Origin of the sequence: Pantoea sp. Acro-807 (genome assembly GCF_011752675.1) — a bacterium.
In the GTDB taxonomy this organism is placed as follows: Bacteria; Pseudomonadota; Gammaproteobacteria; order Enterobacterales; family Enterobacteriaceae; genus Pantoea; species Pantoea eucrina.
Window position 1 is genome coordinate 17,312 of record NZ_VWXE01000002.1, and the last position, 25,950, is coordinate 43,261.

At 58.0% G+C, this 25,950-nt stretch carries 23 protein-coding genes and 1 other annotated feature; of the genes, 17 read left to right on the forward strand and 6 right to left on the reverse strand.

Going from position 1 to position 25,950, the window contains the following annotated elements; translation table 11 throughout:
* Window positions 1–117 precede the first annotated feature (117 nt).
* Together F3J39_RS06630 and dacD are read right to left on the reverse strand one after the other, a co-directional pair.
* Complete coding sequence (locus F3J39_RS06630; protein ID WP_039385281.1) at window positions 118–1,176, reverse strand: FUSC family protein; 1,059 nt, start codon at window positions 1,174–1,176, stop codon at window positions 118–120.
* 174 nt (window positions 1,177–1,350) lie between these two features.
* Entirely contained in the window at window positions 1,351–2,517 is a 1,167-nt protein-coding gene (dacD, locus tag F3J39_RS06635; RefSeq protein ID WP_186368973.1) for a serine-type D-Ala-D-Ala carboxypeptidase DacD, read from the reverse strand.
* Window positions 2,518–2,715: 198 nt separating this feature from the next.
* On the opposite strand from dacD, the gene sbcB reads away from it, so the two are divergent.
* Window positions 2,716–4,137, forward strand: coding sequence for an exodeoxyribonuclease I (sbcB, locus tag F3J39_RS06640; protein WP_166713984.1), 1,422 nt, complete (start codon window positions 2,716–2,718; stop codon window positions 4,135–4,137).
* A gap of 63 nt (window positions 4,138–4,200) precedes the next feature.
* Here sbcB and F3J39_RS06645 read toward each other — a convergent pair whose 3' ends face one another.
* From F3J39_RS06645 to F3J39_RS06655, 3 genes are all read right to left on the reverse strand, one after another.
* The gene (locus F3J39_RS06645; RefSeq protein WP_166713985.1) at window positions 4,201–6,741 is read right to left on the reverse strand and encodes an autotransporter outer membrane beta-barrel domain-containing protein; all 2,541 of its coding nucleotides are present in this window, start codon (window positions 6,739–6,741) and stop codon (window positions 4,201–4,203) included.
* Between the two features lie 1,203 nt (window positions 6,742–7,944).
* Window positions 7,945–9,303: an APC family permease gene (locus F3J39_RS06650; protein ID WP_104085170.1), complete on the reverse strand. Its 1,359-nt coding sequence runs from the start codon at window positions 9,301–9,303 to the stop codon at window positions 7,945–7,947.
* 370 nt (window positions 9,304–9,673) lie between these two features.
* Window positions 9,674–11,089, reverse strand: a complete 1,416-nt coding sequence (locus F3J39_RS06655; protein ID WP_039385294.1) for a glutamine synthetase family protein — start codon at window positions 11,087–11,089, stop codon at window positions 9,674–9,676.
* A 209-nt stretch (window positions 11,090–11,298) separates the two neighbouring features.
* On the opposite strand from F3J39_RS06655, the gene puuD reads away from it, so the two are divergent.
* Window positions 11,299–12,060 (forward strand): gamma-glutamyl-gamma-aminobutyrate hydrolase, encoded by a 762-nt coding sequence (gene puuD, locus F3J39_RS06660; protein WP_166713986.1) that lies wholly within the window; start codon window positions 11,299–11,301, stop codon window positions 12,058–12,060.
* 10 nt (window positions 12,061–12,070) lie between these two features.
* Window positions 12,071–13,348, forward strand: coding sequence for an FAD-binding oxidoreductase (locus F3J39_RS06665; protein WP_166713987.1), 1,278 nt, complete (start codon window positions 12,071–12,073; stop codon window positions 13,346–13,348).
* A gap of 33 nt (window positions 13,349–13,381) precedes the next feature.
* Here the strand turns inward: F3J39_RS06665 and F3J39_RS06670 are convergent, their stop codons facing one another.
* The gene (locus F3J39_RS06670) at window positions 13,382–14,209 is read right to left on the reverse strand and encodes an SDR family oxidoreductase (protein WP_039385302.1); all 828 of its coding nucleotides are present in this window, start codon (window positions 14,207–14,209) and stop codon (window positions 13,382–13,384) included.
* A gap of 181 nt (window positions 14,210–14,390) precedes the next feature.
* On the opposite strand from F3J39_RS06670, the gene hisL reads away from it, so the two are divergent.
* The 14 genes from hisL (at window position 14,391) to F3J39_RS06740 (ending at window position 25,946) form a co-directional block, all read left to right on the forward strand.
* Window positions 14,391–14,438 carry a his operon leader peptide gene (hisL, locus tag F3J39_RS06675; RefSeq protein ID WP_100396937.1) on the forward strand — a complete coding sequence of 16 codons (48 nt, stop codon included), beginning with the start codon at window positions 14,391–14,393 and terminating at the stop codon, window positions 14,436–14,438.
* Window positions 14,414–14,535, forward strand: a sequence feature (His leader region). It overlaps the preceding gene by 25 nt.
* Before the next feature lie 54 nt (window positions 14,536–14,589).
* Window positions 14,590–15,489 (forward strand): ATP phosphoribosyltransferase, encoded by a 900-nt coding sequence (gene hisG, locus F3J39_RS06680; RefSeq protein WP_039385304.1) that lies wholly within the window; start codon window positions 14,590–14,592, stop codon window positions 15,487–15,489.
* A gap of 3 nt (window positions 15,490–15,492) precedes the next feature.
* Window positions 15,493–16,800: a histidinol dehydrogenase gene (gene hisD / locus F3J39_RS06685; RefSeq protein ID WP_145338958.1), complete on the forward strand. Its 1,308-nt coding sequence runs from the start codon at window positions 15,493–15,495 to the stop codon at window positions 16,798–16,800.
* Complete coding sequence (hisC, locus tag F3J39_RS06690; RefSeq protein ID WP_108569548.1) at window positions 16,797–17,873, forward strand: histidinol-phosphate transaminase; 1,077 nt, start codon at window positions 16,797–16,799, stop codon at window positions 17,871–17,873. The genes hisD and hisC overlap by 4 nt, the downstream gene beginning before the upstream one ends.
* The gene (hisB, locus tag F3J39_RS06695) at window positions 17,870–18,937 is read left to right on the forward strand and encodes a bifunctional histidinol-phosphatase/imidazoleglycerol-phosphate dehydratase HisB (RefSeq protein WP_039385309.1); all 1,068 of its coding nucleotides are present in this window, start codon (window positions 17,870–17,872) and stop codon (window positions 18,935–18,937) included. Before hisC ends, hisB begins: the two co-directional genes overlap by 4 nt.
* Entirely contained in the window at window positions 18,937–19,527 is a 591-nt protein-coding gene (gene hisH, locus F3J39_RS06700; protein WP_039385312.1) for an imidazole glycerol phosphate synthase subunit HisH, read from the forward strand. The genes hisB and hisH overlap by 1 nt, the downstream gene beginning before the upstream one ends.
* Window positions 19,527–20,264, forward strand: coding sequence for a 1-(5-phosphoribosyl)-5-[(5-phosphoribosylamino)methylideneamino]imidazole-4-carboxamide isomerase (gene hisA / locus F3J39_RS06705; RefSeq protein WP_166713988.1), 738 nt, complete (start codon window positions 19,527–19,529; stop codon window positions 20,262–20,264). The genes hisH and hisA overlap by 1 nt, the downstream gene beginning before the upstream one ends.
* Window positions 20,246–21,022 carry an imidazole glycerol phosphate synthase subunit HisF gene (gene hisF / locus F3J39_RS06710; RefSeq protein WP_039385316.1) on the forward strand — a complete coding sequence of 259 codons (777 nt, stop codon included), beginning with the start codon at window positions 20,246–20,248 and terminating at the stop codon, window positions 21,020–21,022. Before hisA ends, hisF begins: the two co-directional genes overlap by 19 nt.
* Window positions 21,016–21,627: a bifunctional phosphoribosyl-AMP cyclohydrolase/phosphoribosyl-ATP diphosphatase HisIE gene (gene hisIE / locus F3J39_RS06715; RefSeq protein WP_071667989.1), complete on the forward strand. Its 612-nt coding sequence runs from the start codon at window positions 21,016–21,018 to the stop codon at window positions 21,625–21,627. The genes hisF and hisIE overlap by 7 nt, the downstream gene beginning before the upstream one ends.
* A 118-nt stretch (window positions 21,628–21,745) precedes the next feature.
* Window positions 21,746–23,062 carry a HipA domain-containing protein gene (locus tag F3J39_RS06720; RefSeq protein WP_166713989.1) on the forward strand — a complete coding sequence of 439 codons (1,317 nt, stop codon included), beginning with the start codon at window positions 21,746–21,748 and terminating at the stop codon, window positions 23,060–23,062.
* Window positions 23,059–23,394 (forward strand): helix-turn-helix domain-containing protein, encoded by a 336-nt coding sequence (locus F3J39_RS06725; RefSeq protein ID WP_039385326.1) that lies wholly within the window; start codon window positions 23,059–23,061, stop codon window positions 23,392–23,394. The genes F3J39_RS06720 and F3J39_RS06725 overlap by 4 nt, the downstream gene beginning before the upstream one ends.
* Complete coding sequence (locus tag F3J39_RS06730; protein WP_039385330.1) at window positions 23,381–23,857, forward strand: YbaK/prolyl-tRNA synthetase associated domain-containing protein; 477 nt, start codon at window positions 23,381–23,383, stop codon at window positions 23,855–23,857. The genes F3J39_RS06725 and F3J39_RS06730 overlap by 14 nt, the downstream gene beginning before the upstream one ends.
* A gap of 64 nt (window positions 23,858–23,921) precedes the next feature.
* Window positions 23,922–24,719 (forward strand): ABC transporter substrate-binding protein, encoded by a 798-nt coding sequence (locus F3J39_RS06735; protein ID WP_039385333.1) that lies wholly within the window; start codon window positions 23,922–23,924, stop codon window positions 24,717–24,719.
* 111 nt (window positions 24,720–24,830) lie between these two features.
* Window positions 24,831–25,946: a succinylglutamate desuccinylase/aspartoacylase family protein gene (locus F3J39_RS06740; RefSeq protein WP_039385336.1), complete on the forward strand. Its 1,116-nt coding sequence runs from the start codon at window positions 24,831–24,833 to the stop codon at window positions 25,944–25,946.
* Window positions 25,947–25,950: the final 4 nt, after the last annotated feature.

A 25,950-nucleotide genomic window follows, 5' to 3' on the forward strand; every position in this document is an offset into this window, starting at 1 on the left:
AGAGTTGTAGCTTAGCGGCTGTTGAGCCGGGTTAGCAATTCTCACAGCAAATTTCAGACTGGCTCTTATCTTAGCGCAAAGAAAGGGCGATTCGCACTAAGTGGTTGCCGGAGAAAACTATTTACGCAGCGCCAGCCGGACCAGATCGGTCATGCGCTCCAGCTGCCGCGCCTGCTCCAGGCTCAGCCAGACGTAGCCGTAAATCGCCGTGGTTTCAAGCTGCGCGCTGCCGCTGGCGATCAGCGCCTCCAGCTCCTGCACTATCTCCTCCAGGGCGTGGCTGTTTGCGATAACCTGTTCCGTCTCGCCTTTTTGCAGCAGCAGCGCCAGCGCGTTCAGCGTCTCTTCAGTCATCTGCTGGGTACGCCGCAGCGCAGGTGCACTGAGCAGCAGCAGATGACTCTCGCGTGAGGCCCACCAGGCTTCAATCTGCATCTGCATGGTATTGACCATGTTACGGTTGATGGTCTGGATCGCTTCAAACACCGATTTTGGAATACGCGTCTCTTTACTGGCGGGCTCAAGCAGCGCGCGCATTCTGATCACGCTGCTGAGCAGCTTCTGAAAGCGCGTATTGAGACGTGGCTTCTCGACCAGATTAGGGGAAAAGCCGGCGTGATGGATCTTTGCCATGCTGACAAACGCATCTGAAAGCTGTATACGCCAGTGGATATAGGCGCGCTGCGCCCAGATGGCACTGAACAGCAGCGCCATCAGCGAGCCTAAAATCACATCGCCGCCGCGCCACAGCGCCACGGTGAAATCACCGGCTGGCGCCCCTACTACCACGCCGAGCGTGATGCCAATCAGCAGCGCCATGTAGGGATGTTTGCCCAGCGTCAGATAGCCACAGACAATCATTACCGCAAAGCACCAGACCAGCATCAGCGGCAGCGAGATAAGTTCCAGCTTCAGCGCAATCAGTCCGGAAATCAGCCCGGCAAAGGTTCCGCTGATGCGCTGGATCACGCGCGGCAGCACGTTTCCCCAGGTTGAGATAGGTCCCATTACCACCACCAGCGTAATCAGTGGCCAGGTACCTTCAGGAATATTTGTCAGCCTGACAAACAGAAAGCAGAGCACAAAGGCGATAGCGATACGCACGCCGTGTACGGCGCGGTAGTGGCGGTAGAACCAGAATTCAATCGACGAGACAGGCTTGTCAGCGCGTAACATGGTGATCCGGAAACGGGAAAAATTTGCGCGCTATGTTACCCTGGCATGGCAGCTGGCTTCAGCCCCTGCCGCCGCTTTTTCCCGCTTTTTTTCTATCCGTACGTATCAGGTAACCGTGGCGTTACATTCTGCTTTCAATAAAGAAACGCAGCGATAACGCCACGGTTAAACCTGTCAGAGTTTACGCTTCACGTAGTCGCTGATACGGGTAAGAATGCCCGCCTCTTCAACCGTCTGCAGCGCATAGAGCGGATAGCTCGCCAGCTGTTTGTCTTTATCCAGTACCTGAATCTCACCAATCTGCTCGCCCGCTTTCAGCGGCGCGGTAAGATCTTTGCGATCGATAACATATTTCGCCATCACGTTAGCCACTTCGCTGCGCGGCAGAGACAGATAGATATCCTGCGTGGTGCCTACCTCGACTTTATGCGGATTGCCGTACCAGACGTTTTCGTTGCCGATCTTCTTACCGGCATGGAACAGCTGCACGGTATCGAAGTTGCTCTGCCCCCACGTCAGCAGCTTGCGCGCCTGCTCTTCGCGTCCTTTGGAACTTTTGCCGCCCATGATCACCGCAATCAGCCGGTGACGCCCTTCAACACTGGAGGCGACGATATTGAACCCGGCGCTCTCGGTATGCCCGGTTTTCATGCCGTCGACATGCAGATGCTGATCCCACAGCAGGCCGTTACGGTTGTTCTGCGTAATGCCGTTGTAGCTCAGGGTCTTTTCGCTGTACATGGCGTAAAAGTCCTGCTCGCCATTAATAATGGCGCGCGACAGCACCGCCAGATCGCGCGCTGTGGTGTGCTGGCCCGGCGCATCGAGGCCGTGCACGGTTTCAAAATGGGTATGCGTCAGACCGAGCTTCTGTACATAGTGGTTCATCATGGTGACAAAACTTTCCTGGCTGCCGGCGACATAGTCTGCCAGCGCCACGCAGGCGTCGTTGCCGGAGTCGATAATGACCCCGCGCATCAGATCGCGTACCGTGACTTTATCGCCTGGCTTGAGGAACATCAGCGAAGAGCCTTTAAACACCGGATTTCCGGCCGCCCAGGCATCTTTGCCTACGGTGACAACATCATCCCGGGTAATTTTCCCCTGATCGACGGCGCGATCAACCACATAGCCGGTCATCAGTTTAGTCAGGCTGGCGGGATTACGCTCCGCATCCGGATTGCCGGCAGTGAGGATCTGCCCGGTGGTAGCGTCCATTAATACCCATGATGCGGCATCAATACCCGGCGCCGTCACGGGAAACGCCAGGCTGTCCTCCGCCTGCGCTATTGATGCCACAAACACTAATCCAGAAAGAGTTACCCACACACGCCTTTTCAACACATCGTCCTCAGTTTAAAAATGAATTTACCGCCGCACGTTGTACGGCAAATAGCGCTTTGATATCTGAATAAATTGAAAAAAAGTATGTCCCGTACAGAAAAAACTCAGGTCCGCCCGCAGTACAGCGGATGAGGGTTGTACTGACTGAAACGCCCGACTATTCTGTGGGTTGATTTTTCAATCCAGGATAACGCCGTGCCCGCCTCTGAGTTCACCTTTCTGTTCCATGATTATGAAACCTTCGGGAAGAGCCCGTCGCTGGATCGTCCGGCCCAGTTTGCCGGCCTGCGCACCGATGCCGACTTTAACCCGGTGGGTGAACCGCAGGTGTTCTACTGTCAGCCTGCAGATGACTATCTGCCGCAGCCGGAAGCGGTGATGATCACTGGCATTACGCCGCAGGTTGCGCGCGCGCGCGGCGTTACGGAAGCGGAGTTTGCTGCACGTATCCACGCGCTGTTTACCCAGCCCAATACCTGCGTGATCGGCTATAACAACGTGCGCTTTGACGACGAAGTCACGCGCAACATCTTCTACCGCAACTTTTTTGATCCCTACGGCTGGAGCTGGCAGAACGGCAATTCGCGCTGGGATCTGCTGGATGTGATGCGCGCCTGCTATGCGCTGCGCCCGGAAGGGATTGTCTGGCCGGAAAATGATGAGGGCTTTCCCAGCTTTAAGCTGGAGCATCTCACGCAAGCCAACGGCGTGGCGCACGAACAGGCGCACGATGCGATGTCGGATGTATGGGCGACGCTGGCGATGGCAAAACTGGTCAAAGAGAAGCAGCCAAAGCTGTATGCGTTTCTGTTTGCGCATCGTAATAAGCAGAAGCTGATGACCCTGATTGATATTCCGCAGATGAAGCCGCTGGTTCACGTCTCCGGTATGTTTGGCGCCGCGCGGGGCAATACCAGCTGGATCGTGCCGCTGGCGTGGCATCCTGATAATAAAAATGCGCTGATTGTGGCGGACCTGGCGGGTGATATGACGCCGCTGCTGGAACTGGAGCCGGACGCGCTGCGCGAGCGCCTCTATACGCGGCAGAGCGAACTGGGCGATGCGGCTCCGGTGCCGATCAAGCTGGTGCACATCAATAAGTGCCCGGTGCTGGCCCCGGCCAGTACGCTTCGCCCGGAGGATGCGGAGCGGCTCGGGATCGATCGCCAGCACTGTCTGGCGAACCTCGCCCTGCTGCGCCAGCACGTCGACGTACGCGAAAAAGTGGTGACGCTGTTTGCTGAAGCGGAGCCGTTTACGCCGTCGGAGGATGTTGATGCGCAGCTCTATGACGGCTTCTTCAGCGATGCCGATCGCGCCGGCATGAATATTCTGCGTCAGACGGCGCCGCAGAACCTGCCCGCGCTGGATCTTACGTTTAACGACGCGCGCGTCAATCCGCTGCTGTTCCGCTACCGGGCGCGTAATTTCCCCGGCACCCTCGACGATCGCGAGCAGCAGCGCTGGCTGCAGCATCGCCGCGAAGCGTTAAATCCAGAGCGGGTACAGGCGTTTCTGCTGGAGCTGGAGTCGCTCGCCAGCCTGCACGAAGAGGATGCGGATAAGATGGCGCAGCTGAAAGCGCTCTATCACTACGCTCAGGCGCTGGTCTCCTGAGGAGAGGCGCTGCGGCGGCAGGGTGTTGCCTGCCGCCGCAGGCCCGTATCAGGCCGCACAGGCTCAGAACCGGTAACTGATGCTTATCGCCGCCGCCGTATCTGACCAGCCTTTATCACCCACCTGCTGTCCGATGGTGCCTTTTACGCCCAAGCCGCCGCCCAGCGCCCCGTCTATTCCCACGCGCGCCTCCGCGATGTTGCGGCTGCCGTTCTGCGAAACGCTGACGCCATCCATCCGCACCACGTACTCGCGCGTGTTGTGGATCCAGTTCACCTCCGCGAACAGCCCGGACTGGCGTCCGGTGTTGTCGTCCAGCTGCGAGTGACCTTTCATGAACGCCTTCATCCCCAGGCTGCTGCTTATGTTATCCTGGCCTGAACCCTGCACCAGCGTACCGTTGCGCTCGGTGTGATCATTCGCCTTAATTCCTGACCAGCTCACCCGCGCCTGCGGCTGCAGAAAGAATGCCGTGCGCGCTCCTTCGCCCAGCGGGATCACATAGCCGGTGGAGAGTGATGCGCTCAGCCCTTTTGAACTGTAGGACTCGCCCGCCTCGTCCTCACCATCCACGCTATTGTTAAACCAGCTGTACTGCAGCGTGCTGTCTGCCCACAGGCCCCTTTCGTCCGTGCCCTGCGCGAACCAGGTCCCGTAAAGGCCGGTAGTGTACCCGTTAACCTGCCCCCGGGCCCGGTAGCCGGTGATGGTTGATGCGGTGTTGCTTTTGCTGTTGCCGTAGCCCGCCATCAGACCAAAACGCGCCGTTTCCGTCGCCGCCACATCACCGCCCAGCATCGTCACGCTGCTGTTAGCGCGGGTTGAAAGCTGTCCGCCGCCCGCGTTCAGGCGGTTATGATCGCCCGATGTGCGCAGCCACAGCGAAGTATGCTTCTCTTCCCCCGTGACCGGATCAAGGTACCAGGTGCCCTGGCGGTCGTTCATGCGTGTGTCGAACAGCGTCGAAGCCGTGGCCAGGTTTGCCGCATAGGCGCCCCCCTCCGGACGCAGCACCATGACGCCTTTGCCGCTGCCGTCGCTACCGCTGCTGCCCCCGCTGCCACTGCCGTTATCACCACCGCTGTTATCACCGCTGCCGCTATCACCATCACCGCCACCATTATCGCCACCGCTGCCGTTGCCCTCTTCTTCATCCGGAATAATGGGAAGCCCGGTTTCAAGATCCGTACGGTTGGTGAGATACCAGTCCCGGTTCCCGCGCACCAGACGGTAGTCGTAGGCGCCCGCCACGATGCGGCCCTCTTGCGTAAAGGCGCTGCTGTCCGCGCTGCCCTCTACCTCAATCAACGTAATACCGTTCAGCGTCTCTGCGCCGCTACCGCCCAGATTATTCACCCGGACCCGGGTAGTGCCGGTTACATCACCGGTCACGATCAGCCGATCTGAAGTGGCGCTGTCGTCGCCCAGTTCAGTACCAAACAGCAGCAGGCCGTTATAGCCGGTGTAGTTGCCATTTACGGTCAGCACCGCACCGGCGCTGCTCCCGGCAAGGTTGATGGTACCGGCGTTGATGATGTCGCCCAGCGTCCGGCTAAAGCCGTTAAGGTCAATAAGACCGGTGCTGTTGTTTGTCAGGGTGTCAGTGTGAAGCTGCGTACCGCTGCCGGTAATCAGCACGGTGCCGTCGTTAACGAAAGTGCCTGACGTAAAGCCAGCACCCTCTTCAAGCTGCAGGATGCCGGCGTTGTCATACTGGCCGGAGAGACGCATGCTGCTGCCTGCGCCACTCAGCAGCATAGTGCCGCCGTTCGTCACGCGCCGGGTGGTAACTGCTGCGCCGCCAGTGACGCTGAAGTCAGCATTGCTGGTCAGCCCGTCTGCGAGCGTGAGCGTGGTCCCGGTATCTCTGAGCATGACCCGGCCATTATTAGTCAGCGCAGCTGCAGTGATTTTTGCGCCGGATGCCGCCTCAACAGCGCCCACATTTGTAAACGGTCCGGTAATATTAAGCGTTGTATTCTCGCCAGCCACTGACAGCCGTCCGCTGCCTGTATATCCTGCATTCATATTCACAACGGTTGGTGATGCTGAACCGCTTACGATGACGGTGCCGTCGTTGGTTACCTGCCCCAGATCCTGGCTTAGGCCATTCAGGTCCAGCGTACCTGTGCCTGACAGGCGATAGCGGGAGTTTCTGCTTAAGGCGTTGGCCGCTCCCGCGCGCAGCACTCCGCCGGTTACAGAGGTGGTGCCTGAATAGCTGTTCTGATTAGCCAAAGTAGTGGTGCCGGATAACACGGCGACATCCCCGTTGCCTGTGAGAGCATGGGTAAAAACATAATCTGAACCGGTGTGATCAAATACCACGCCTGCACGCGATGATGACGTTGAAGCCAGGGCAATTGAACGGGTTAAACGGGTATTGATCACGCCTGGCCCATTTATTCCATTTGTGGCATCACCAATCTGGAGGGTTGCCGGGGCTGAGCCTGAGCCTCCGGTTAAGCTGAAGGTATTTGCCGTCAGAGTGCCGCCTCCGGCAAGCAGCAGGCGCCCCCCGGTCTGAACCATATTGCCCGTCAGATCGGCTAATCCACCGTTCAGAACCTGCAGGTTGGTTCCAGTGGCAATCAGGTCAGCCACCTGCAGAGTTGAGTTCGCGCCGTTGACGCTTATTAAACTCCCGTTCGCTATTATATTTTTTGGAGGGGCATTACTACTGGTCCCCGCCCGTATATCGAGCAGGCCGCCATTGTCTATATTAATAGTACTGTTTGTTAACCGCTGGTCATCCACGAGTATGCTTGAATGCATCCTCAGGTATGAACCTTTACCAGAAACGTTAATTGTGCTGCCGTCACTGATTAAACCGTTTATTTGCGCAACATTGCCTGTTGCACCATCCAGTATATTGAGCACCGATCCCTTATCTAATGAATAATTATTATCGAAGTTATACAAGTTAAAGTGTGAACCGCTGCCTCTGGCCGTCACGGTACCATAGATCTCACTTCGCTGTAGATAGAGACGGCCGCCATTGCTCACCAGCACTGAACCTGCGCCCGGCGCGCTGCTGTCACCGAGGCTCATGTCAAAAGAAGTGAGATGAGTAGTCGCGCCAGTCAGCAAAAACGTGCCAAACCGGCCTACTCTGATAATGTCTGAAAGGCTGGAAAACGATCCATCAGAGAGGGTTGCCGTTCCCGTGGCTAAAATACCAATATTGCCTGAACAGCCTCCCGATGGCTGACAGGTGAGAGATGAATCGCCTGAGTTAGAAACCTGAGCCCGGGAGACAGGCACGCTGCAGAGAGCAGCCCCGAGGATGAATTGACAGCCTGTCGCTGTAACGAGCCTGAGAAGCGCCATTTAATATTCCTTTTAAAAGGACACAGAGAGTAATATTGATAATTATTCAATCCTGCTAAATAAAGCACAATCAATTTAGTCAAAAAATAAAGCAACTTTACATAAGTCAGCTTATGAATTAGCAGAAGCACGCGGGCAGATATTCTTATTGATGTTTTTTTATTTTATTAAGTTGTGAATAAAATAAAAAACTGTGATTTATTCGCGAAAAGGTGTTAGCAGACTTCATTACGCGGCTCAGTGGCTTAATAAAGCTGTGTGGCGTGTTATCGACGATGTAGCAGTGAGCGTTAGGTTTCACCATCGCCCGGCCCGCCGGGATAGTGGCGTCATTATGCTGCTGCTGAGGGACGAGTAATGATGAACAAAGAGTTGGAAGCACAGAGAGGAAACGGCAGGCGCAGGTAACGGATATCAGGAGGCAGGTACTGCAGAGAGCAGACCGGGTGCGCATCGCTGCGCACCCGGTCACGAACATCACACTTCTTCGCTGAACTGCGGGACCGGATTACGGAAAGTACGGGTCACGAACGCCAGGTAGATGATACCAATTGCGCCCCATACCAGACCCAGCACCATGGAAGTCTCTTCGAGATTGATCCAGAGTGCACCCACCGTCAGCGCGCCCATCACAGGCAGCACCAGATAGTTGAGATGGTCTTTCAGCGTCTTGTTACGCTTCTCACGGATCCAGAACTGCGCGATCACAGAGAGGTTAACAAAGGTAAACGCGACCAGCGCACCAAAGTTGATCAGCGCCGTAGCGGTCACCAGATCAAAGTTGATAGCCAGCAGTGCCACCGCGCCGACCAGCAGTACGTTCAGTGACGGCGTGCGATATTTTGGATGCACGAAGCCAAAGATACGCTGCGGGAAGACGCCATCGCGGCCCATCACGTACATCAGACGTGAAACGCCTGCGTGTGCTGCCATGCCTGACGCCAGCACGGTCACCACGGAGAAGATCAGGATCCCGATCTGCAGCGCTTTACCGGCCACAAACAGCATGATTTCAGGCTGTGACGAGTCCGGATTCTGGAAACGCGAGATATCCGGGAAGTAGAGCTGCAGGAAATAGGAGACCGCGATAAAGATCACACCACCAATCAGCGCCGTCAGGAAAATGGCGCGCGGAATGGTGCGTTCAGCATCTTTGGTCTCTTCCGACAGCGAGCTGATGCCGTCAAAGCCGAGGAACGAGAAGCAGAGAATCGTCGCACCGGTGATCATCGGCACCACCTGAGCATGCTCAGACCAGAACGGCTTCGTGCTCACCAGCGTACCGGAGCCAATACCGTGCGCCACACCGTAAACCACCATACCGGTGATCACGGCCATGACTACAACCTGCAGCACCACGATGACGCTGTTAAAGTTGGCCACGGTTTTGATACCACGCAGGTTGGAGATGGTCATAAAGGCCACCAGCAGCACAACGAAAATCCACGACGGAATGCCCGGCACCAGCGACTCAAAGTAGCTTTTTGCCAGCAGGATGTTGATCATCGGCATGAACAGATAGTCCAGCAGCGATGACCAGCCCACCATAAAGCCGACGTGCGGACTGATGGCTTTCTGAGCATAGGTATAAGCGGAGCCCGCAGATGGGAAGCGGCGTACCAGCTTACCGTAACTCACAGCCGTAAACAGAATCGCAATCAGGGCGAAAGCATAGGCGGTGGCGACGTGGCCGTCGGTTAAACCTGACACAATGCCGAAGGTATCAAACAGGGTCATTGGCTGCATATACGCCAGGCCCATCATGACGACCGGAAGCAGGGTCAGAGTTTTTTTCAGATGTGCACGCTGAGGTGCGGCAGAGGTATTAAGCGACATTGTTCAGACCCCCTACAGCAGCAACTGATGTCAGTTGTACCACAGGGATACTGCGCAACGTGCTGCAGTGAGAAGTGATATTAGTGTTTGCGATTGTCGCCGCGCCGTAATCATCACGAAAGCGAGAACCAGCCAGTGCTGGTGCAATTGTAAACAGTCCCATCTTTGTTCCTCAAATCTCACGCAGAAGCGTGTTTCGGTGTCTATCTATCCGGATACGTGTCCGGCCTCGGTTATGTATGTATTAAAAACATTATGCAAAAAAATAACCGACGCTCAATGCGTCGGCTATGTTCTGTCTTTTGCAGGGGGCATATTTTGCCCCAACTTATACCATCGACACAAGACGTTAACGCAATTCTTCTGTGCGTCAGGCGTTCTTTAGCATCCAGTCAATCTCTGTAGCGGTGATCAATCGCTCAAACTCGCGCAGCTCACACTGCTTGCAGCTATGCCACACGCGGCTGAAACGCTCTCCCAGCAGCTTCTGCAGCGGGTAGCTGCTCTCAAACTCATAGAGTGCGTCGCTCTGGCGAATCGGCAGTGCCAGCCCTTCCGCCGCATGTCCGTTTCCGGTCACCGCATGAGGTAAAGGTAGCTGATTATCCAGACCGTGCAAAATACCGGCAAGAATTGTTGACACGACCAGATAGGGATTTGCATCCGCACCCGCTACGCGATACTCCACGCGATGGTTCTCTTTGTCGCCGCACGGAATGCGCAGCGCCACGGTGCGATTGTTATGTCCCCACGACGCCTGCAGCGGCACAAACGATTCTGGCGAGAAGCGCCGGTAAGCATTGACGTTGGGCGCCAGCAGCGCCATTGACGCCGGCATCAGGTCAATCATGCCCGCCAGCGCGCGCTTCAGCAGCGGCGAGTTGCTGCCATCATCGAGAGAGAAAGCGTTATGATCCGCCGCGTCGAGCATGCTGATATGTACGTGCATACCGCTGCCGGCATACTCTTCATAGGGCTTCGCCATGAACGTGGCGGTCATACCGTGATTTTCCGCTACCTGCCGCACCAGCCGCTTCAGCAGAACCGCGTCATCACACGCTTTGAGAATATCCTGCGTGTGATGCAGATTGATCTCAAACTGCCCCGGCGAGGCTTCTGCCAGTGCCCCATCGGCCGGGATCCCCTGCCGCTGCGCCAGCGCGTCGATATCGCGCAGCACGTCAGCAAAATGGTCGAGATTATCCACGGAGTAAACCTGACAGTGCATGTTGCGCTCTGCGCTGCCCGGCGAGCACGGTGGCTGAATAAAGCCGCCGGCGTCACGTTGCTTATCAACCAGATAGAACTCCAGCTCTACCGCTACCACCGGAAACAGCCCGCGATTGCGCAGCTGCTGCCACAGCCGGTTCAGCACGTTTCGGGGTTCAACGTCAAAGGGAGTGCCATCTTGGTTGCACATCGTCAGCAGCAGCTGGGCAATGCGTTGCGGATCGGAAGCAGAAGGGATAAGCGTGCCAGGAACAGGAATACAGAGGTTGTCGGGTTCGCCAAGTGCCTGTCCGAGACCGGCTTCCTCAACGGTGTTGCCGAGAATATCCATGGCAAAAACAGAGGCGGGAAAGTAACACCCTTTTTCCAGCTTTGGCAGCGCGGCAACCGGAATGCGCTTACCGCGAAAAACACCATTTAAATCATTTAACAGGATATCGACATACTGCGTTTCGGGATGGCGTTCCAGCCAGGTTTTCACCTCCAGCTGGAACGCGCTTGTTCGCTTCTCTTCACTGTGCCGCGTGAAATCTTCTACTTCCACGATATTCGTCATATACCACCCGCCAGTTACCGTTAATGAGGTTTGCGCGATGCTTTAATTCCGAACTACAGCTCTAACATAGCGCCAACACAAATAGTGTGCAAATGTAACAATCTGGTTTGCAGTTCGGCGCGGGCAGATTAGATTGAGAATAACAGGCTCGCTTAAACGCCTGCCTGAATTTGCCGGCAGAGCGTCAGCACTCTCAGCGTGGTAACCCGATGATGACAGATGCTGTAAAACCGCTGATCGGAATAGTGATGTGCCAGAACATGGCCGGTCCCCACCCCGCTCAGACGCTGCACAATAAATATCCGGATGCGGTGGTCGCGGCCGGTGGCGTACCGCTGCCGCTGCCGCATCAGCTGCTGCAGGCACCAAAGCTGCTGGCGCAAAGCATGGCGCTGCTGGACGGCCTGCTGCTGCCCGGCAGCCCCAGCAATATTGAACCCTGGCACTATGGCGAAGCGGGCAGTGAAGCGCACAGCGATCCGGGGCGCGATCGCCTGGCCTTTGCGGCCATTACCTGGGCCACCAGCCGGCAGATGCCGCTGCTGGGTATCTGTCGTGGCCTGCAGGAGCTGGTGGTCGCCAATGGCGGCGCGCTCTATCGTCAGCTGCATCAGGTTGACGGGTTTCAGGATCACCGTGAAGACCCCGCCCGGCCGCTGTCGCAACAGTACGCTGCGGCGCATCTGGTCACGCCGGAACCGGGCGGGCTGCTGAGTCAGCTGCCTGACTGCCAGGCCCCCTTCGCCGTTAACTCACTGCATGCGCAGGGCGTACGCACGCCGGGTCCGCAGCTGCGCATAGAAGCACGCGCCGCAGATGGCGTGATTGAGGCGGTGAGCCTGCGTCATCACCCTTTTGCGCTGGCGGTACAGTGGCATCCGGAGTGGCAGTCTGAGCAGAACCCGGTTTCACGCCAGCTGTTTGCTGCTTTTATTCAGGCCGCCAGCGATTATCACCAGGCACGACCCTGAGGAGGATGTGATGCACCAAGTGGAGAGCTATTACGCAGCCAGCGCTAATCCGCACGCCCCCTGGCCTGCGCTGCAGGAGAGTATTCAGTGCGACGTCTGTATTATCGGCGGCGGCTTTACCGGTCTCTCCTCGGCGCTGTTTCTGACCGAAGCGGGCTACGAAGTGGTCGTGCTGGAGGCGGCCACCATCGGCTTTGGTGCCAGCGGACGTAACGGCGGTCAGGTGGTTAATTCCTATAGCCGCGACGTGGATGTGATCGAGCAGCGCTACGGTAAAGAAACCGCCGCGATGCTCGGCAGCATGATGTTTGAGGGTGCCGATATTATCCGCGACCGTATCGATCGCTACGCCATCAGCTGCGACTACCGGCCGGGCGGTATTTTCGCTGCCCTCAACCCGCGGCAGATGGGCCACCTGCATCGTCAGCAGGCGAGCTGGGCGCGCTACGGCAATCAGAGCCTGGAGCTGCTGGATGAGCGCGGCATCCGGCGGGAAATCGCTACCGATCGCTATGTCGGCGGTCTGCTGGATAAGCGCGGTGCGCATCTGCATCCGCTGAACCTGGCGCTGGGAGAAGCGGAGGCGATCCGCCGCCACGGCGGGCGTATTTATGAACACTCCGCCGCCCTCGCCGTGCACTACGGCGCACCGCACCGCATTACCACCGCGCACGGGGAGGTGCATGCTACCTTTGTGATCTTTGCCGGCAACGCCTATCTGCCGGCGCAGCTGGAGCCGCGCCTGAGCCGCAAAAGCATGCCGTGCGGCTCGCAGATTGTGACCACTGAACCGCTGAGCCGCGACCAGGCGCTCGGGCTGCTGCCTAACAACTACTGCGTGGAAGATTGTAACTATCTGCTCGATTACTTTCGTCTTACCGCGGATAACCGTCTGCTGTATGGCGGAGGCGTGGTATATGGCGCGCGCGAACCAGCTGACATTGACGCTCTGATCCTGCCCAAGCTGCAGCGCACATTTCCGCAGCTGCGCAATATCAAAATCAGCCACCGCTGGAGCGGTAATTTTCTGCTGACGCTGTCGCGGATGCCGCAGTTTGGTCAGCTGGAGCGGAACGCCTATTTTATGCAGGGCGACAGCGGCCATGGCGTAACCTGCACGCATCTCGCCGGCAGGCTGATTGCCGAGGTGCTGCGCGGTCAGGCGGAGCGGTTTGATGCCTTTGCCCGGCTGCCGCATCTGCCATTCCCTGGCGGACGCCGGTTTAAAGTTCCTCTGACGGCAATGGGCGCCGTATGGTATGCGCTGCGCGATCGGCTGGGCGTCTGAGCCGCAGCGGGAGACGCAGATCTCCTGCCGGGTTTATGCCAGCGGCATGCGTGCCGGATCGGGGTAGCGATACTCAAAGCCGAGCTCATCGCAGATTTTTGTGCCATCAATCAGTTTGCCGGTCGGGCGGCCGGACTGCGCACTGAACGTGGGCGGCACCAGGCCCAGCTTCTTTGTCACGTCAGGATAAAACGTATCCCGCGACGGATGATGCGGCGCGCAGAGGTTGTAGGTGTGCCCGCCTTTTGGCCGCTGCAGCAGCAGCATAATCGCCTCTACCACATCATCCAGATGCACCAGGTTCACGCCGTGACTGCCCTGTTCCAGCCCGGTTTTCCCGGCCAGAAAGCGACCAGGATGGCGATCCGGCCCCACCAGACCGGCGAGCCGCAGAATATCCACGCTGGTGCCCGGCAGGCCGTGCAGCCAGTGCTCCAGCTCGACCAGTGTTTTGCCGGCGACTGTCTCCGGCTGGAGCGCGCTCTGCTCTTTCATGATCCCCTCACCTGCGCCGTAGACCGAGGTGGAGCTGGTGAAAATAATGCGCGGCACCCGGCTTGCCAGCGCCGTGTCCACCACGTTTTGTACCGCCTGCATATAGGCGTCAGCCCCCTGCACGGTGCGGCTGGCCGGCAGCGTAACCACCAGCGCATCCACCTGCATCAGCGCCTCAAGTTCGTCAGCATCACACTCAATTTCCGGCGTCAGTTTCAGCTGATACGCCTCAATGCCGCAGCGCCGCGCGGCTTCAACGCCATCCGGCGTGGTTTTTGTGCCGGTCACTTCCCAGCCCCGCGCCGTCAGCGCCATTGCCAGCGGCATCCCCAGCCAGCCCAGACCCGTAATCGCGACTCGTTTCATCTCTGCTCCTGCTGTTGCGCGCCATCGTTATCTCATCTTAGAGCGGCGCCGCCCGGCAAACCAGCGCAAAGTGTTGCGGAAGGTTCCGTAAACTGACGTTAAAAAAGGGTTGCCAAGCCGCGCCATCTTCGCTAGGTTAATCAGCACGCAAATGAATACTCATTCAGCAACGGAATTTATTATGACACGCGTTCAGTTCAACCATCATCACCACCATCACCCTGACTAGTCTTTCAGGCGATGTGTGCTGGGAGACGTTCAGGATCTTCCAGTGGTGCGAACGCAAAGAGAGCCCCCGGAAGATCATCTTCCGGGGGTTTTTTTATGGGCGAACGCAAACGTAACACGTTCAGACAGGATCAAATAAGAGGACAGGAACCATGTTAGATAACACCCGTTTACGCATAGCTATGCAGAAATCTGGCCGTTTAAGTGATGAATCACGCGAACTGCTGGCGCGCTGCGGCATCAAAATCAACCTTCAGCAGCAGCGTCTGATTGCGTTTGCGGAGAACATGCCTATCGATATCCTGCGCGTGCGCGATGACGATATTCCCGGTCTGGTGATGGATGGCGTGGTCGATCTCGGCATTGTCGGTGAGAACGTGCTGGAAGAGGAGCTGCTGACCCGCCGCTCGCAGGGTGAGGATCCGCGCTACTTTACGCTGCGTCGTCTGGATTTCGGCGGCTGCCGCCTGTCGCTGGCGATGCCGGTAGATGCCGACTATACCGGTCCGCAGTGCCTGAACAACGCCCGTATCGCCACCTCCTATCCACATCTGCTGAAACAGTATCTCGACAAACAGGGTATCCCGTTTAAATCCTGCCTGCTGAATGGTTCAGTAGAAGTCGCGCCGCGCGCAGGCCTGGCTGATGCGATCTGCGATCTGGTCTCTACCGGCGCCACGCTGGAGGCCAACGGCCTGCGTGAGGTCGAGGTGATCTACCGCTCCAAAGCGGTACTGATCCAGCGCGACGGCGAGCTGCCGGCTGCCAAGCAGGCGCTGGTCGACACCATGATGACGCGCATCCAGGGCGTGATCAAAGCGCGCGAATCAAAATATATCATGCTGCACGCGCCGAGCGAGCGGCTGGAAGAGGTTATCGCCCTGCTGCCTGGCGCCGAGCGCCCTACCGTGCTGCCGCTGGCGGGCGAAGTGAGCCGCGTGGCGATGCACATGGTCAGCAGCGAGACGCTGTTCTGGGAAACCATGGAAAAACTGAAAGCGCTGGGCGCCAGCTCGATCCTGGTGCTGCCGATTGAAAAAATGCTGGAGTAACCGATGAGCACCCTGATGACCCCAATCAGCTGGCAGCAGTGCGACGCCGCACAGCAGCAGGCGCTGCTGCAGCGTCCGGCCATTGCCGCTTCTGCCACCGTCAGCGCCACCGTGCAGAACGTGCTGGCGGAAGTGAAATCGCGCGGCGACGCGGCACTGCGCGACTTCAGCGCGCAGTTTGATAAGGCGCAGATCAGCCAGCTGCGCGTCTCTGCGGCAGAGATGCAGGCCGCCAGCGCACGCCTGAGCGACGAGCTTAAACAGGCGATGGCGGTTGCCGTGCGCAATATTGAGACCTTCCACAACGCCCAGATTCTGGCCGCGGTGGATGTCGAAACGCAGCCCGGCGTGCGCTGTCAGCAGATTACGCGGCCGGTGCAGTCGGTAGGCCTCTATATTCCGGGCGGCTCTGCGCCTCTCTTTTCCACCGTGCTGATGCTGGCAACGCCGGCGCGCATCGCTGGCTGCGGCCGCGTAGTGCTCTGCTCGCCGCCACCGGTTGCCGATGAAATTCTCTATGCCGCACAGCTGTGCGGCGTGCAGGAGGTGTTTCAGGTCGGCGGCGCGCAGGCGATTGCTGCACTGGCTTTCGGCACCGAATCGGTGCCGAAAGTGGACAAAATCTTTGGCCCGGGCAACGCCTGGGTGACGGAAGCGAAGCGTCAGGTCAGCCAGCGGCTCGACGGCGCGGCTATCGATATGCCTGCCGGCCCCTCTGAAGTGCTGGTGATCGCAGATGAAGGGGCGACGCCCGCGTTTGTCGCCTCTGACCTGCTGTCGCAGGCGGAACACGGTCCTGACTCTCAGGTGATCCTGCTGACGCCGTCGCAGAGGCTGGCCGAAGAGGTGGCACAGGCCGTTGAGGCGCAGCTGGCCGCACTGCCGCGCGCCGCCACCGCGCGTCAGGCGCTGGCGAGCAGCCGCCTGATCGTGGCGCAGGATCTGGCGCAGTGCGTGGCGATTTCAAACCAGTATGGTCCGGAGCACCTGATCATTCAGACGCGCCAGCCGCGCGATCTGGTCGATGCTATCACCAGTGCCGGTTCGGTATTTCTCGGCGACTGGTCACCGGAATCTGCCGGTGACTACGCCTCGGGCACTAACCACGTCCTGCCAACCTATGGCTATACCGCCACCAGTTCCAGCCTCGGACTGGCAGATTTCCAGAAGCGGATGACGGTGCAGGAACTGACACCGCAGGGCTTTATGAACCTGGCCGCCACCATTGAAACCCTGGCCGCCGCCGAGCAGCTTGATGCACACAAAAACGCCGTTACCCTGCGCGTTGCCGCCCTGAAGGAGCAAGCATGAGCACTGAAATTGAAACGTTAGCGCGTGCTAACGTCCGCGCCCTGACGCCCTACCAGTCAGCGCGTCGCCTGGGTGGCAACGGGGATGTCTGGCTGAACGCTAACGAATTTCCGCTGCCGGTGCCGTTTGAGCTGTCACAGCAGACGCTGAATCGCTATCCGGAGTGCCAGCCGCGGCTGGTGATTGAGCGCTATGCCGCCTACGCCGGTTTAACCCCGGAGCAGGTTCTGGTCAGCCGCGGCGCTGATGAGGGCATCGAGTTGCTGATGCGCGCGTTCTGCGAGCCGGGCAAAGATGCCATTCTGTTCTGTCCGCCGACATATGGTATGTACAGCGTCAGCGCCGAAACCATCGGTATTGAGTACCGTACCGTGCCGGCGCTGGACAACTGGCAGCTTAACCTGCCGGCCATTGCCGGTAAGCTCGATGGCGTAAAAGTGGTTTACCTCTGCAGCCCGAACAATCCGACCGGTAACCTGATCAATCAGGATGATATCCGGGCGCTGCTGGACATGACCGCCGGTAAAGCGCTGGTGGTAGCAGACGAGGCGTATATTGAGTTCTGCCCGGCCGCAACGCTTGCGGCGTGGCTGCAGGCGTATCCGCATCTGGTGATCCTGCGTACGCTCTCAAAGGCGTTCGCGCTGGCGGGTCTGCGCTGCGGTTTCACCCTGGCTAACAAGCCGGTTATCGATCTGCTGATGAAGGTGATCGCACCTTATCCGCTTGCCACGCCGGTCGCTGACGTTGCGGCGCAGGCGCTGAGCGAGGCGGGCATTGCGCTGATGCGTCAGCATGTCGCTGAACTCAACGCGAACCGCGCATGGCTGTATGAACAGCTTCCGCAGCTGCCCGTGGTGGAGCAGGTGTTTCCGAGCGAGACCAACTACATTCTCGCGCGCTTCACCGACTCGCCAGCCGTGTTTAAATCGCTGTGGGATCGGGGCATTATTCTGCGTGACCAGAACAAAAATCCCGGTCTTGCCGGATGCCTGCGCATCTCAATTGGTACCCGAACCGAGTGCGAGCGCCTGATCGCCGCGCTGCAAGCCTTTTCTGTGGAGCAAGCATGAGCCAGAAGATCCTTTTTATTGACCGTGACGGCACGCTGATTGCCGAGCCGCCGTCTGACTTTCAGGTAGATCGCCTGGATAAGCTGGCGCTGGAGAAAGATGTGATCCCCGCGCTGCTGGCGCTGCAGGAAGCGGGCTACCAGCTGGTGATGATCACCAATCAGGATGGTCTGGGTACCGAAAGCTTCCCGCAGGCCGATTTCGATGCGCCGCATACGCTGATGATGCAGATCTTTACCTCGCAGGGAATCAACTTCAGCGATGTGCTGATCTGCCCTCACCTGCCCGCCGATAACTGCGACTGCCGTAAACCCAAAACCCGGCTGGTTGAGGCGTGGCTGGCAGAGGGCGCGCTGGATAAAACCAGCAGCTATGTGATTGGCGACCGTCAGACCGATCTGCAGCTGGCGGAAAACATGGGCATTCAGGGCCTGCGCTACGGCGCCGAAGGCGAGAGCTGGGCCTCCATTCAGGCGCAGCTCACCAAACGCGACCGCTATGCGCTGGTCAACCGCAACACCAAAGAGACGCAGATCAAAGTGGAAGTGTGGCTCGATCGTGAAGGCGGCAGCAAAATCAACACCGGCGTCGGCTTTTTTGACCACATGCTGGACCAGATCGCGGTACACGGCGGCTTTCGCATGAATATCGACGTCAAAGGCGACCTCTATATTGACGATCACCACACGGTGGAGGATACCGGCCTGGCGCTGGGCGAAGCGCTGCTCAGGGCGCTGGGCGACAAGCGCGGCATTGGCCGTTTCGGCTTTGTGCTGCCGATGGATGAGTGTCTGGCGCGCTGCGCGCTCGATATCTCCGGCCGGCCGCATCTTGAATACAAAGCGGAGTTCAGCTATCAGCGCGTAGGCGATCTCAGCACTGAGATGGTCGAGCACTTCTTCCGCTCGCTCTCCTACGCCATGATGAGCACGCTGCACCTGAAAACCAAAGGCCGTAACGATCACCACCGCGTGGAGAGTTTGTTCAAAGCCTTTGGCCGCACGCTGCGCCAGGCGATCCGCGTCGAGGGGAATACCCTGCCGAGCTCAAAAGGAGTGCTGTGATGAACGTGGTCATTCTCGACACCGGCTGCGCCAACCTCTCGTCGGTCAGATGGGCGATTGAGCGCCTCGGCTATACGCCTGAAGTGAGCCGCGATGCCGATGTGGTACTGCGCGCCGATAAACTGCTGCTGCCGGGCGTCGGCACCGCACAGGCGGCGATGAACCAGCTGGCAGAGCGCGAGCTGATTGATCTGATCAAAGCCTGTACGCAGCCGGTGCTGGGGATCTGCCTCGGTATGCAGCTGCTGGGACGCGGCAGCGATGAGAATGGCGGCATCAGCACGCTGGGTATCGTTGATGAGCCGGTGGCGCTGATGGATACGCAGGGCCTGCCGCTGCCGCACATGGGCTGGAATCAGATCACCGCCAAAGCGGGACACCATCTGTTCCGCGATATTCCGGATGGCAGCTACTTCTACTTTGTGCACAGCTACGCGATGCCGGTTAACGCCGCCACGATTGCGCAGTGTGACTACGGCCTGCCTTTTACCGCCGCACTGCAGAAAGATAACTTCTTTGGCGTGCAGTTTCACCCCGAGCGCTCCGGCAAAGCGGGCGCGCAGCTGCTGAAAAACTTTCTGGAGATGTAATGATTATCCCCGCGTTAGATTTGATTGATGGCAAGGTGGTGCGCCTGCATCAGGGTGACTACGGTCAGCAGCGCGACTACGGCAGCGATCCGCTGCCGCGCCTGCAGGAGTATGAACGCCAGGGCGCCAGTGTGCTGCACCTGGTGGATTTGACCGGTGCAAAAGATCCGGCTAAGCGCCAGATCCCGCTGCTGACCACGCTGCTGCGCGGCGTCAGCGTACCGGTGCAGGTTGGCGGCGGCATTCGCCAGCGTGATGATGTGGCCGCCCTGCTTGCCGCCGGGGCCACGCGCGTGGTGGTCGGCTCAACGGCAGTAAAACAGCCGGAAGAAGTGAAAAGCTGGTTCAGCGAATTCGGTGCCGACGCCATCGTGCTGGCGCTGGATGTGCGCATCGACGCGGCTAACCGTAAAGAAGTGGCGATCAGCGGCTGGCAGGAAGCGGCGGGCGTTACGCTGGAAGAGGTGATTAGCTGGTATCAGCCGGTGGGCCTGAAGCATGTGCTCTGCACTGACATTTCACGCGACGGCACGCTGAGCGGCTCTAACGTAGCGCTGTATAAAGAGGTGTCTGCTGCTTTTCCGGACATCGCCTTTCAGAGTTCCGGCGGCATCGGCTCGCTGGCGGATATCGCCGCGCTGCGCGGCAGCGGTGCGCAGGGTGTGATCGTCGGTCGTGCCCTGCTGGAAGATAAATTTACGGTAGCGGAGGCGATTTCATGCTGGCAAAACGGATAATCCCCTGTCTGGACGTGCGTGACGGACAGGTTGTAAAAGGCGTGCAGTTCCGCAATCACGAAATCATCGGCGACATTGTGCCGCTGGCGCAGCGCTACGCGCAGGAAGGGGCCGACGAGCTGGTGTTTTATGACATCACCGCCTCATCGGATGGCCGCGTGGTCGACAAAAGCTGGGTCTCCCGCGTAGCGGAAGTGATCGACATTCCGTTCTGCGTCGCGGGCGGCATCAGAAGCGAGGAGGATGCCGCGCGCATTCTGCAGTTTGGCGCTGACAAAATCTCGGTCAACTCCCCGGCGCTGGCCGATCCGACGCTGATCACCCGTCTCGCCGACCGTTTTGGCGTGCAGTGCATAGTAGTAGGCATTGATACCTGGTTTGATGAGGCGAGCGGTAAATATCACGTCAACCAGTATACCGGTGATGAAGCGCGCACCCGGGTTACGCAGTGGGAAACCCTTGACTGGGTGCGGGAAGTGCAGAAGCTCGGCGCGGGCGAGATCGTGCTGAATATGATGAATCAGGATGGCGTACGTAACGGCTACGATCTGGTTCAGCTGCAGAAGGTCCGCGAAGTGTGCAGCGTGCCGCTAATCGCGTCCGGCGGTGCCGGCACCATGCCGCACTTCCTTGACGCCTTTACGCAGGCAAACGTTGATGGTGCCCTGGCGGCGTCGGTGTTTCATAAGCAGATTATTAATATCAGTGAGCTGAAAAACTTTCTGATCGACAACGGTGTGGAGATTCGCGCGTGTTAACAGCAGACCAACTGGCCCGCCTGGACTGGGTCAAAACCGCGGGCATGATGCCCGTTATCGTGCAGCACAACGTCTCCGGCGAAGTGCTGATGCACGGTTATATGAATGAGGCGGCGCTGGAAAAAACGCTGGCGGAAGGCAACGTCACCTTTTTCTCGCGCACCAAAGAGCGGCTCTGGACCAAAGGCGAATCCTCCGGCCACTTTCTGCAAGTGGTGAGCATTACGCCAGACTGTGATAACGATACGCTGCTGGTGCTGGCGAACCCCATCGGACCGACGTGCCATCTTGGCACCTCCAGCTGCTTCTCGCCTGCCGCCCCGGAGTGGACGTTCCTCTATCAACTGGAGCAGCTGCTGGCGTCGCGGAAAGATGCCGATCCCGCCAGCTCCTATACCGCCAGCCTCTACGCCAGCGGCACCAAGCGTATTGCGCAGAAGGTTGGCGAAGAGGGCGTGGAGACCGCGCTGGCGGCCACGGTGAACGATCGTCATGAACTGACCAACGAAGCCTCCGACCTGCTCTATCACCTGATGGTGCTGCTGCAGGACCAGGATCTGGATTTAAGCGCGATCGTTAACAATTTGCGCGTCCGTCATAAGTAACCAATTGTGCAACATGCTGCTCAAAATTAGTAACCAGGAATTATTTTGAGCAGCATTCTTCTCAAAAAAAGCAAATCCAGCTAATATTGAGCAATATATTGCTCAAAGAAGGCTGGTTATGCTGACCTTACAACTTTGCCTTGACGGAGTCTGGCATGATGCTGCCATGCTCAATGTTAAAGCCCCCCAGCTTGGTCGTGGCAGCGAAGCATTACTGGCTTATGACTTTACCTATGCAGCAGAACACCTGGAGCGCAATGATATTGCCAGTTGTAGCCTGAATTATCCTGTCATGCTAATCGGTAGCCATTTTGCGCAGCCCTGGTTTGGGTTTCTGGATGATATTATTCCGGCCGGTGCCAGCCGTCGTTATTGGATCAGCCAACTGGGACTGCAGGGCAAATCCGCAGGTGAGCAGGATTACGCACTACTGAAAGCGGGTACCATCGCCCCCGTGGGTAATCTGCGTATTAAAGAGTCTCTGCCACAGCTTCCTGTGAATAGCACTCTGCCAACCCGGCGTTTTTCCGCAGAATGGGCTATTGAGCGCGACAGTGATTTTCTTGAATACGCACAGCAGATGGGCGCGGCCAGCGGCGGTGCAACGGGTGCAGGCGGGGAAGCGCCAAAATTATTGTTACGCCGGAATGCACAACAGGAAGTGTGGATAGATACCTGGCAAGACGATCCTTTGAATCAGGATACCTCTTATCTCGTTAAATATCCGCGTGGTGCTCGCAGCCCGATTGATTGCGATATTCTGCGCGCCGAGTATCACTTCTATCATGAACTTCAGGCACTGGGCATAGACACTATTGATACCAGGCAAATGCTGTTGTGCGAAGGCACACGTTACCCATCGCTATGGCTACCACGATTTGATATAGCGTTCGTTGAAAACAGAAAAGTCCTGTATGGACTGGAATCCGTCTACTCACTGATGCAAAAAGCGCCGGGAAGCTATCTCAACCATTTCGACATCATTCACTGTCTGATAGAAAAGTTGAATTTGGCAGAGGCAGAACGCGAATTACTGGTTATTGAATGGGTTAAACGCGACATGCTGAACATTGCCTTTGGCAACTCCGATAATCATGGCCGTAACAGTGCTATTTTGAAAAAACCCAGCGGTATGTGGCTTGCCCCCGTTTACGACTTTGCGCCCATGAAAGCCGATCCTGAAGGTGTGGTTCGTACTACACAATGGGGCTCACCGTATGAAGAAGGCGGTCATTACAACTGGCATCTGATTGCACAACGTCTGAACTATCTGGTCTCTGAGAAAAGGTTACTGGAGGCGCTACGTATACTAGCGAAAAAGCTGACTGGTCTTAAGGTGCGCCTGGCGCAATGCGGTGTGCCTGCGTCAATTCTCGAAATGCCCGGCGTTGGCTTCAATTTTCTGGATGAGCGCATCGCAGGGTGGAAATTATGATGAAAACCATGACGCCGTTTGAACGTGAAGCGTTATTCCTGGCGTTATTACGTCAGTCGATTGAAGAAAAAGCCAGCCACGGCAAGTTACTTATGCAACTCCGCAAACAGGTGCTGGGATTTTCACAGGATCGCTATGCGGCGCTGGCTGGCATCAGCCGGCGTACCCTGTCAGATATCGAACAGGATAAAGAGAGCGTAACCCTGAATGTGCTGAATCGCGCTTTCAGGCCGCTGGGGCTGGAAATGGGTTTGTTGCCACAACAATCTCACATGCGGCAAACGCTGATTGCGCTGCTGGCTCAACAGGGCGCATCCCATGACCACCCATGAAAAACTTATCGCCCTGCTCGACCAGCACGGCGCTCAATATCGCCTGCTGGAGCATGCAGCGAACGGGAAGTGTGAAGCAGTGGCGGCTTTGCGAGGTACAGAGGTGGGCCAGGGTGCGAAAGCGCTGGTGTGCCATGTCAAAGGTAACGGTATCAAGCAATATGTACTGGCGGTGCTGCCGGCCGATCGGCAGGCGGACCTGAGTAAAGTGGCGGCTGCGGTGGGTGGACGTCGTGCCTCGCTGGCCTCCCCGGCAGAAGTGGATGCCCTGACCGCCTGTGTATTTGGGGCGATTCCACCGTTTAGCTTTCATGAAGATTTACGGCTGGTAGTCGATCCGCTGTTGTTTGAACGCTATGGCGAAATCGCGTTTAATGCCGGAGTGCTGGAGAGATCCGTAGTGCTGAATATTAACGATTACCAGCGGCTGCATAATGGTAACGTGATGAAAATAATCCTCTAATTGCCATCCGCCACCGCGGGGGGTACTCTCGGAATACCCGCTTTTACAACAGAAGAACCCGTTTATGGCACACTCCCGTTTTACCGCGCGTCTGCGCAATACCGCAGCGCTGGCGCTGCTGGCTGGCTGCGCTTTTGGCGCGCAGGCAAAGATTGATCAGGTGCGTTTCGCGGTTGATCCGACCTATCCGCCGTTTGAGTCCAAAACCCCGCAGGGCAAGCTGGTGGGGTTTGATATCGATCTGGGCAACGCGCTGTGCGCGCAGATGCAGGCCAAATGCGTCTGGGTGGAAAGCCAGTTTGACGGCATGATCCCGGCGCTGAAGGCGCGCAAGTTTGACGCTATCCTCTCCGATATGGGCGTGACCGAAGAGCGCCTGAAGCAGATCGACTTTACCGAACCGATGTATGACACGCACGTGCAGCTGATAGCGCGTAAAGGCTCCGGCCTGCTGCCGACCGCAGAGTCGCTGAAGGGCAAAAGCGTGGGCGTGGAACAGGGTACGGTGCAGGAGCGTTATGCGCGCGCTAAATGGCAGCCGCACGGCGTCAATGTGGTGCCGTATGGCGACCAGGCTCAGGTGGAAAGCGACCTCATCTCCGGCCGTCTGGACGCGGTGTTTACCGACGCTGCGCAGGCGGCGATCGGTTTCCTGAAGCATCCGCAGGGGAAAGATTTTGCGCTGGCCGGCCCGATTGTACAGGACCCGCTGATTGGCCCCGGCACCGCTATCGGCCTGCGTAAAGGCGACACTGAACTCAAAGCTGCGCTCAACGGCGCGTTTGATGAGCTGAAGAAAAACGGCACGTTTGACACTATTCAGAAGCGCTACTTCGCGACAGATATCTCTGTCCAGCCGTGAATCTCCGGCGGCGCGTTTGCCGCCGCTTTTTTAACGGAACTATACTCTGTTCAGTCACCTTAACAGGCATGCGCGCTATTGCAGCCTCAGAAACAGGACACCGGCCGCCCTATGCAACAACAACATCATCCATTACTGAGCGCCTCGCTGGGCACCCAGCGAGAGATAGTCAGCTTTCATTTCGGTACCGACTCGCAAAAACGCGTCTATATTCAGGCCGCCCTGCACGGCGATGAGCTGCCGGGTATGGCGGTTGCCTGGTATCTCAAACAGAAGCTGCTGGCGCTGGAGTCCGCGGGCAAGCTGAAAGCCAAAATTACACTGGTCCCGGTAGCCAATCCGCTGGCGCTGGGTCAGCACTGGCACGGCACGCATCTGGGGCGTTTTCATACTCTCTCTGGCCAGGATTTTAACCGGCGCTTTCCGGCGCTGGGTGAGAAGCTGGCCGCTGAACTGGCGGGGTCTTTGACGCAGAGTGAATATGAAAACAGACGCCTGATCCGCGATGCCATCGACCTTTACTACCGCGATCAGATAGCCAGAACCGAGCTGGAGTCGCAGCGCTATACCCTGATGCGTATGGCAAGTCAGGCCGATCTGATGATCGACCTGCACTGCGACTGGGATGCGCTGCCGCATCTCTATACAACGCCTCACGCCTGGTCTGAAGTGGAACCGCTGGCGCGCTGGCTCGGCAGTGAGGTGCAGCTGCTGGCGCAGATTTCCGGCGGTGAGCCGTTCGACGAAGCGTGCTGCGAACCCTGGCTGACGCTGGCAAAACGCTTTGGCGATGACTACCCGATGCCGCGCGGTCTGCTGCCGGTGACGCTGGAGCTGCGCGGCGTCGCCGATGTCTCTGCGGAACAGGCGGAAAAAGATGCCGATGCAATCATTAATGCGCTCACCGAAAGCGGCTATATCAGCGGCGATCCGGGCGTCTCTCCTGCCCTGCGCCATCCGCCCACGCCGCTGGCGGGCTGTGAATATATTCATGCGCCCTACTCCGGCCTGCTGCTGAACCGGCGTAAGCTGGGTGAGTGGATTAAACCGGGGGAAGTGGTGGCAGAAGTGATCGATCCGGTCAGCGACCACATTACGCCGCTGGTTGCTGAGTATGGCGGCGTGCTCTACGCCAGAAACCTGACCAAATTTGTCACGTCCGGAATGCTGGCGGTGCGGCTGGCGGGGGAAAGTGCGGGACGCAGCGGTGAGCTGCTGGTGATGTGACGGC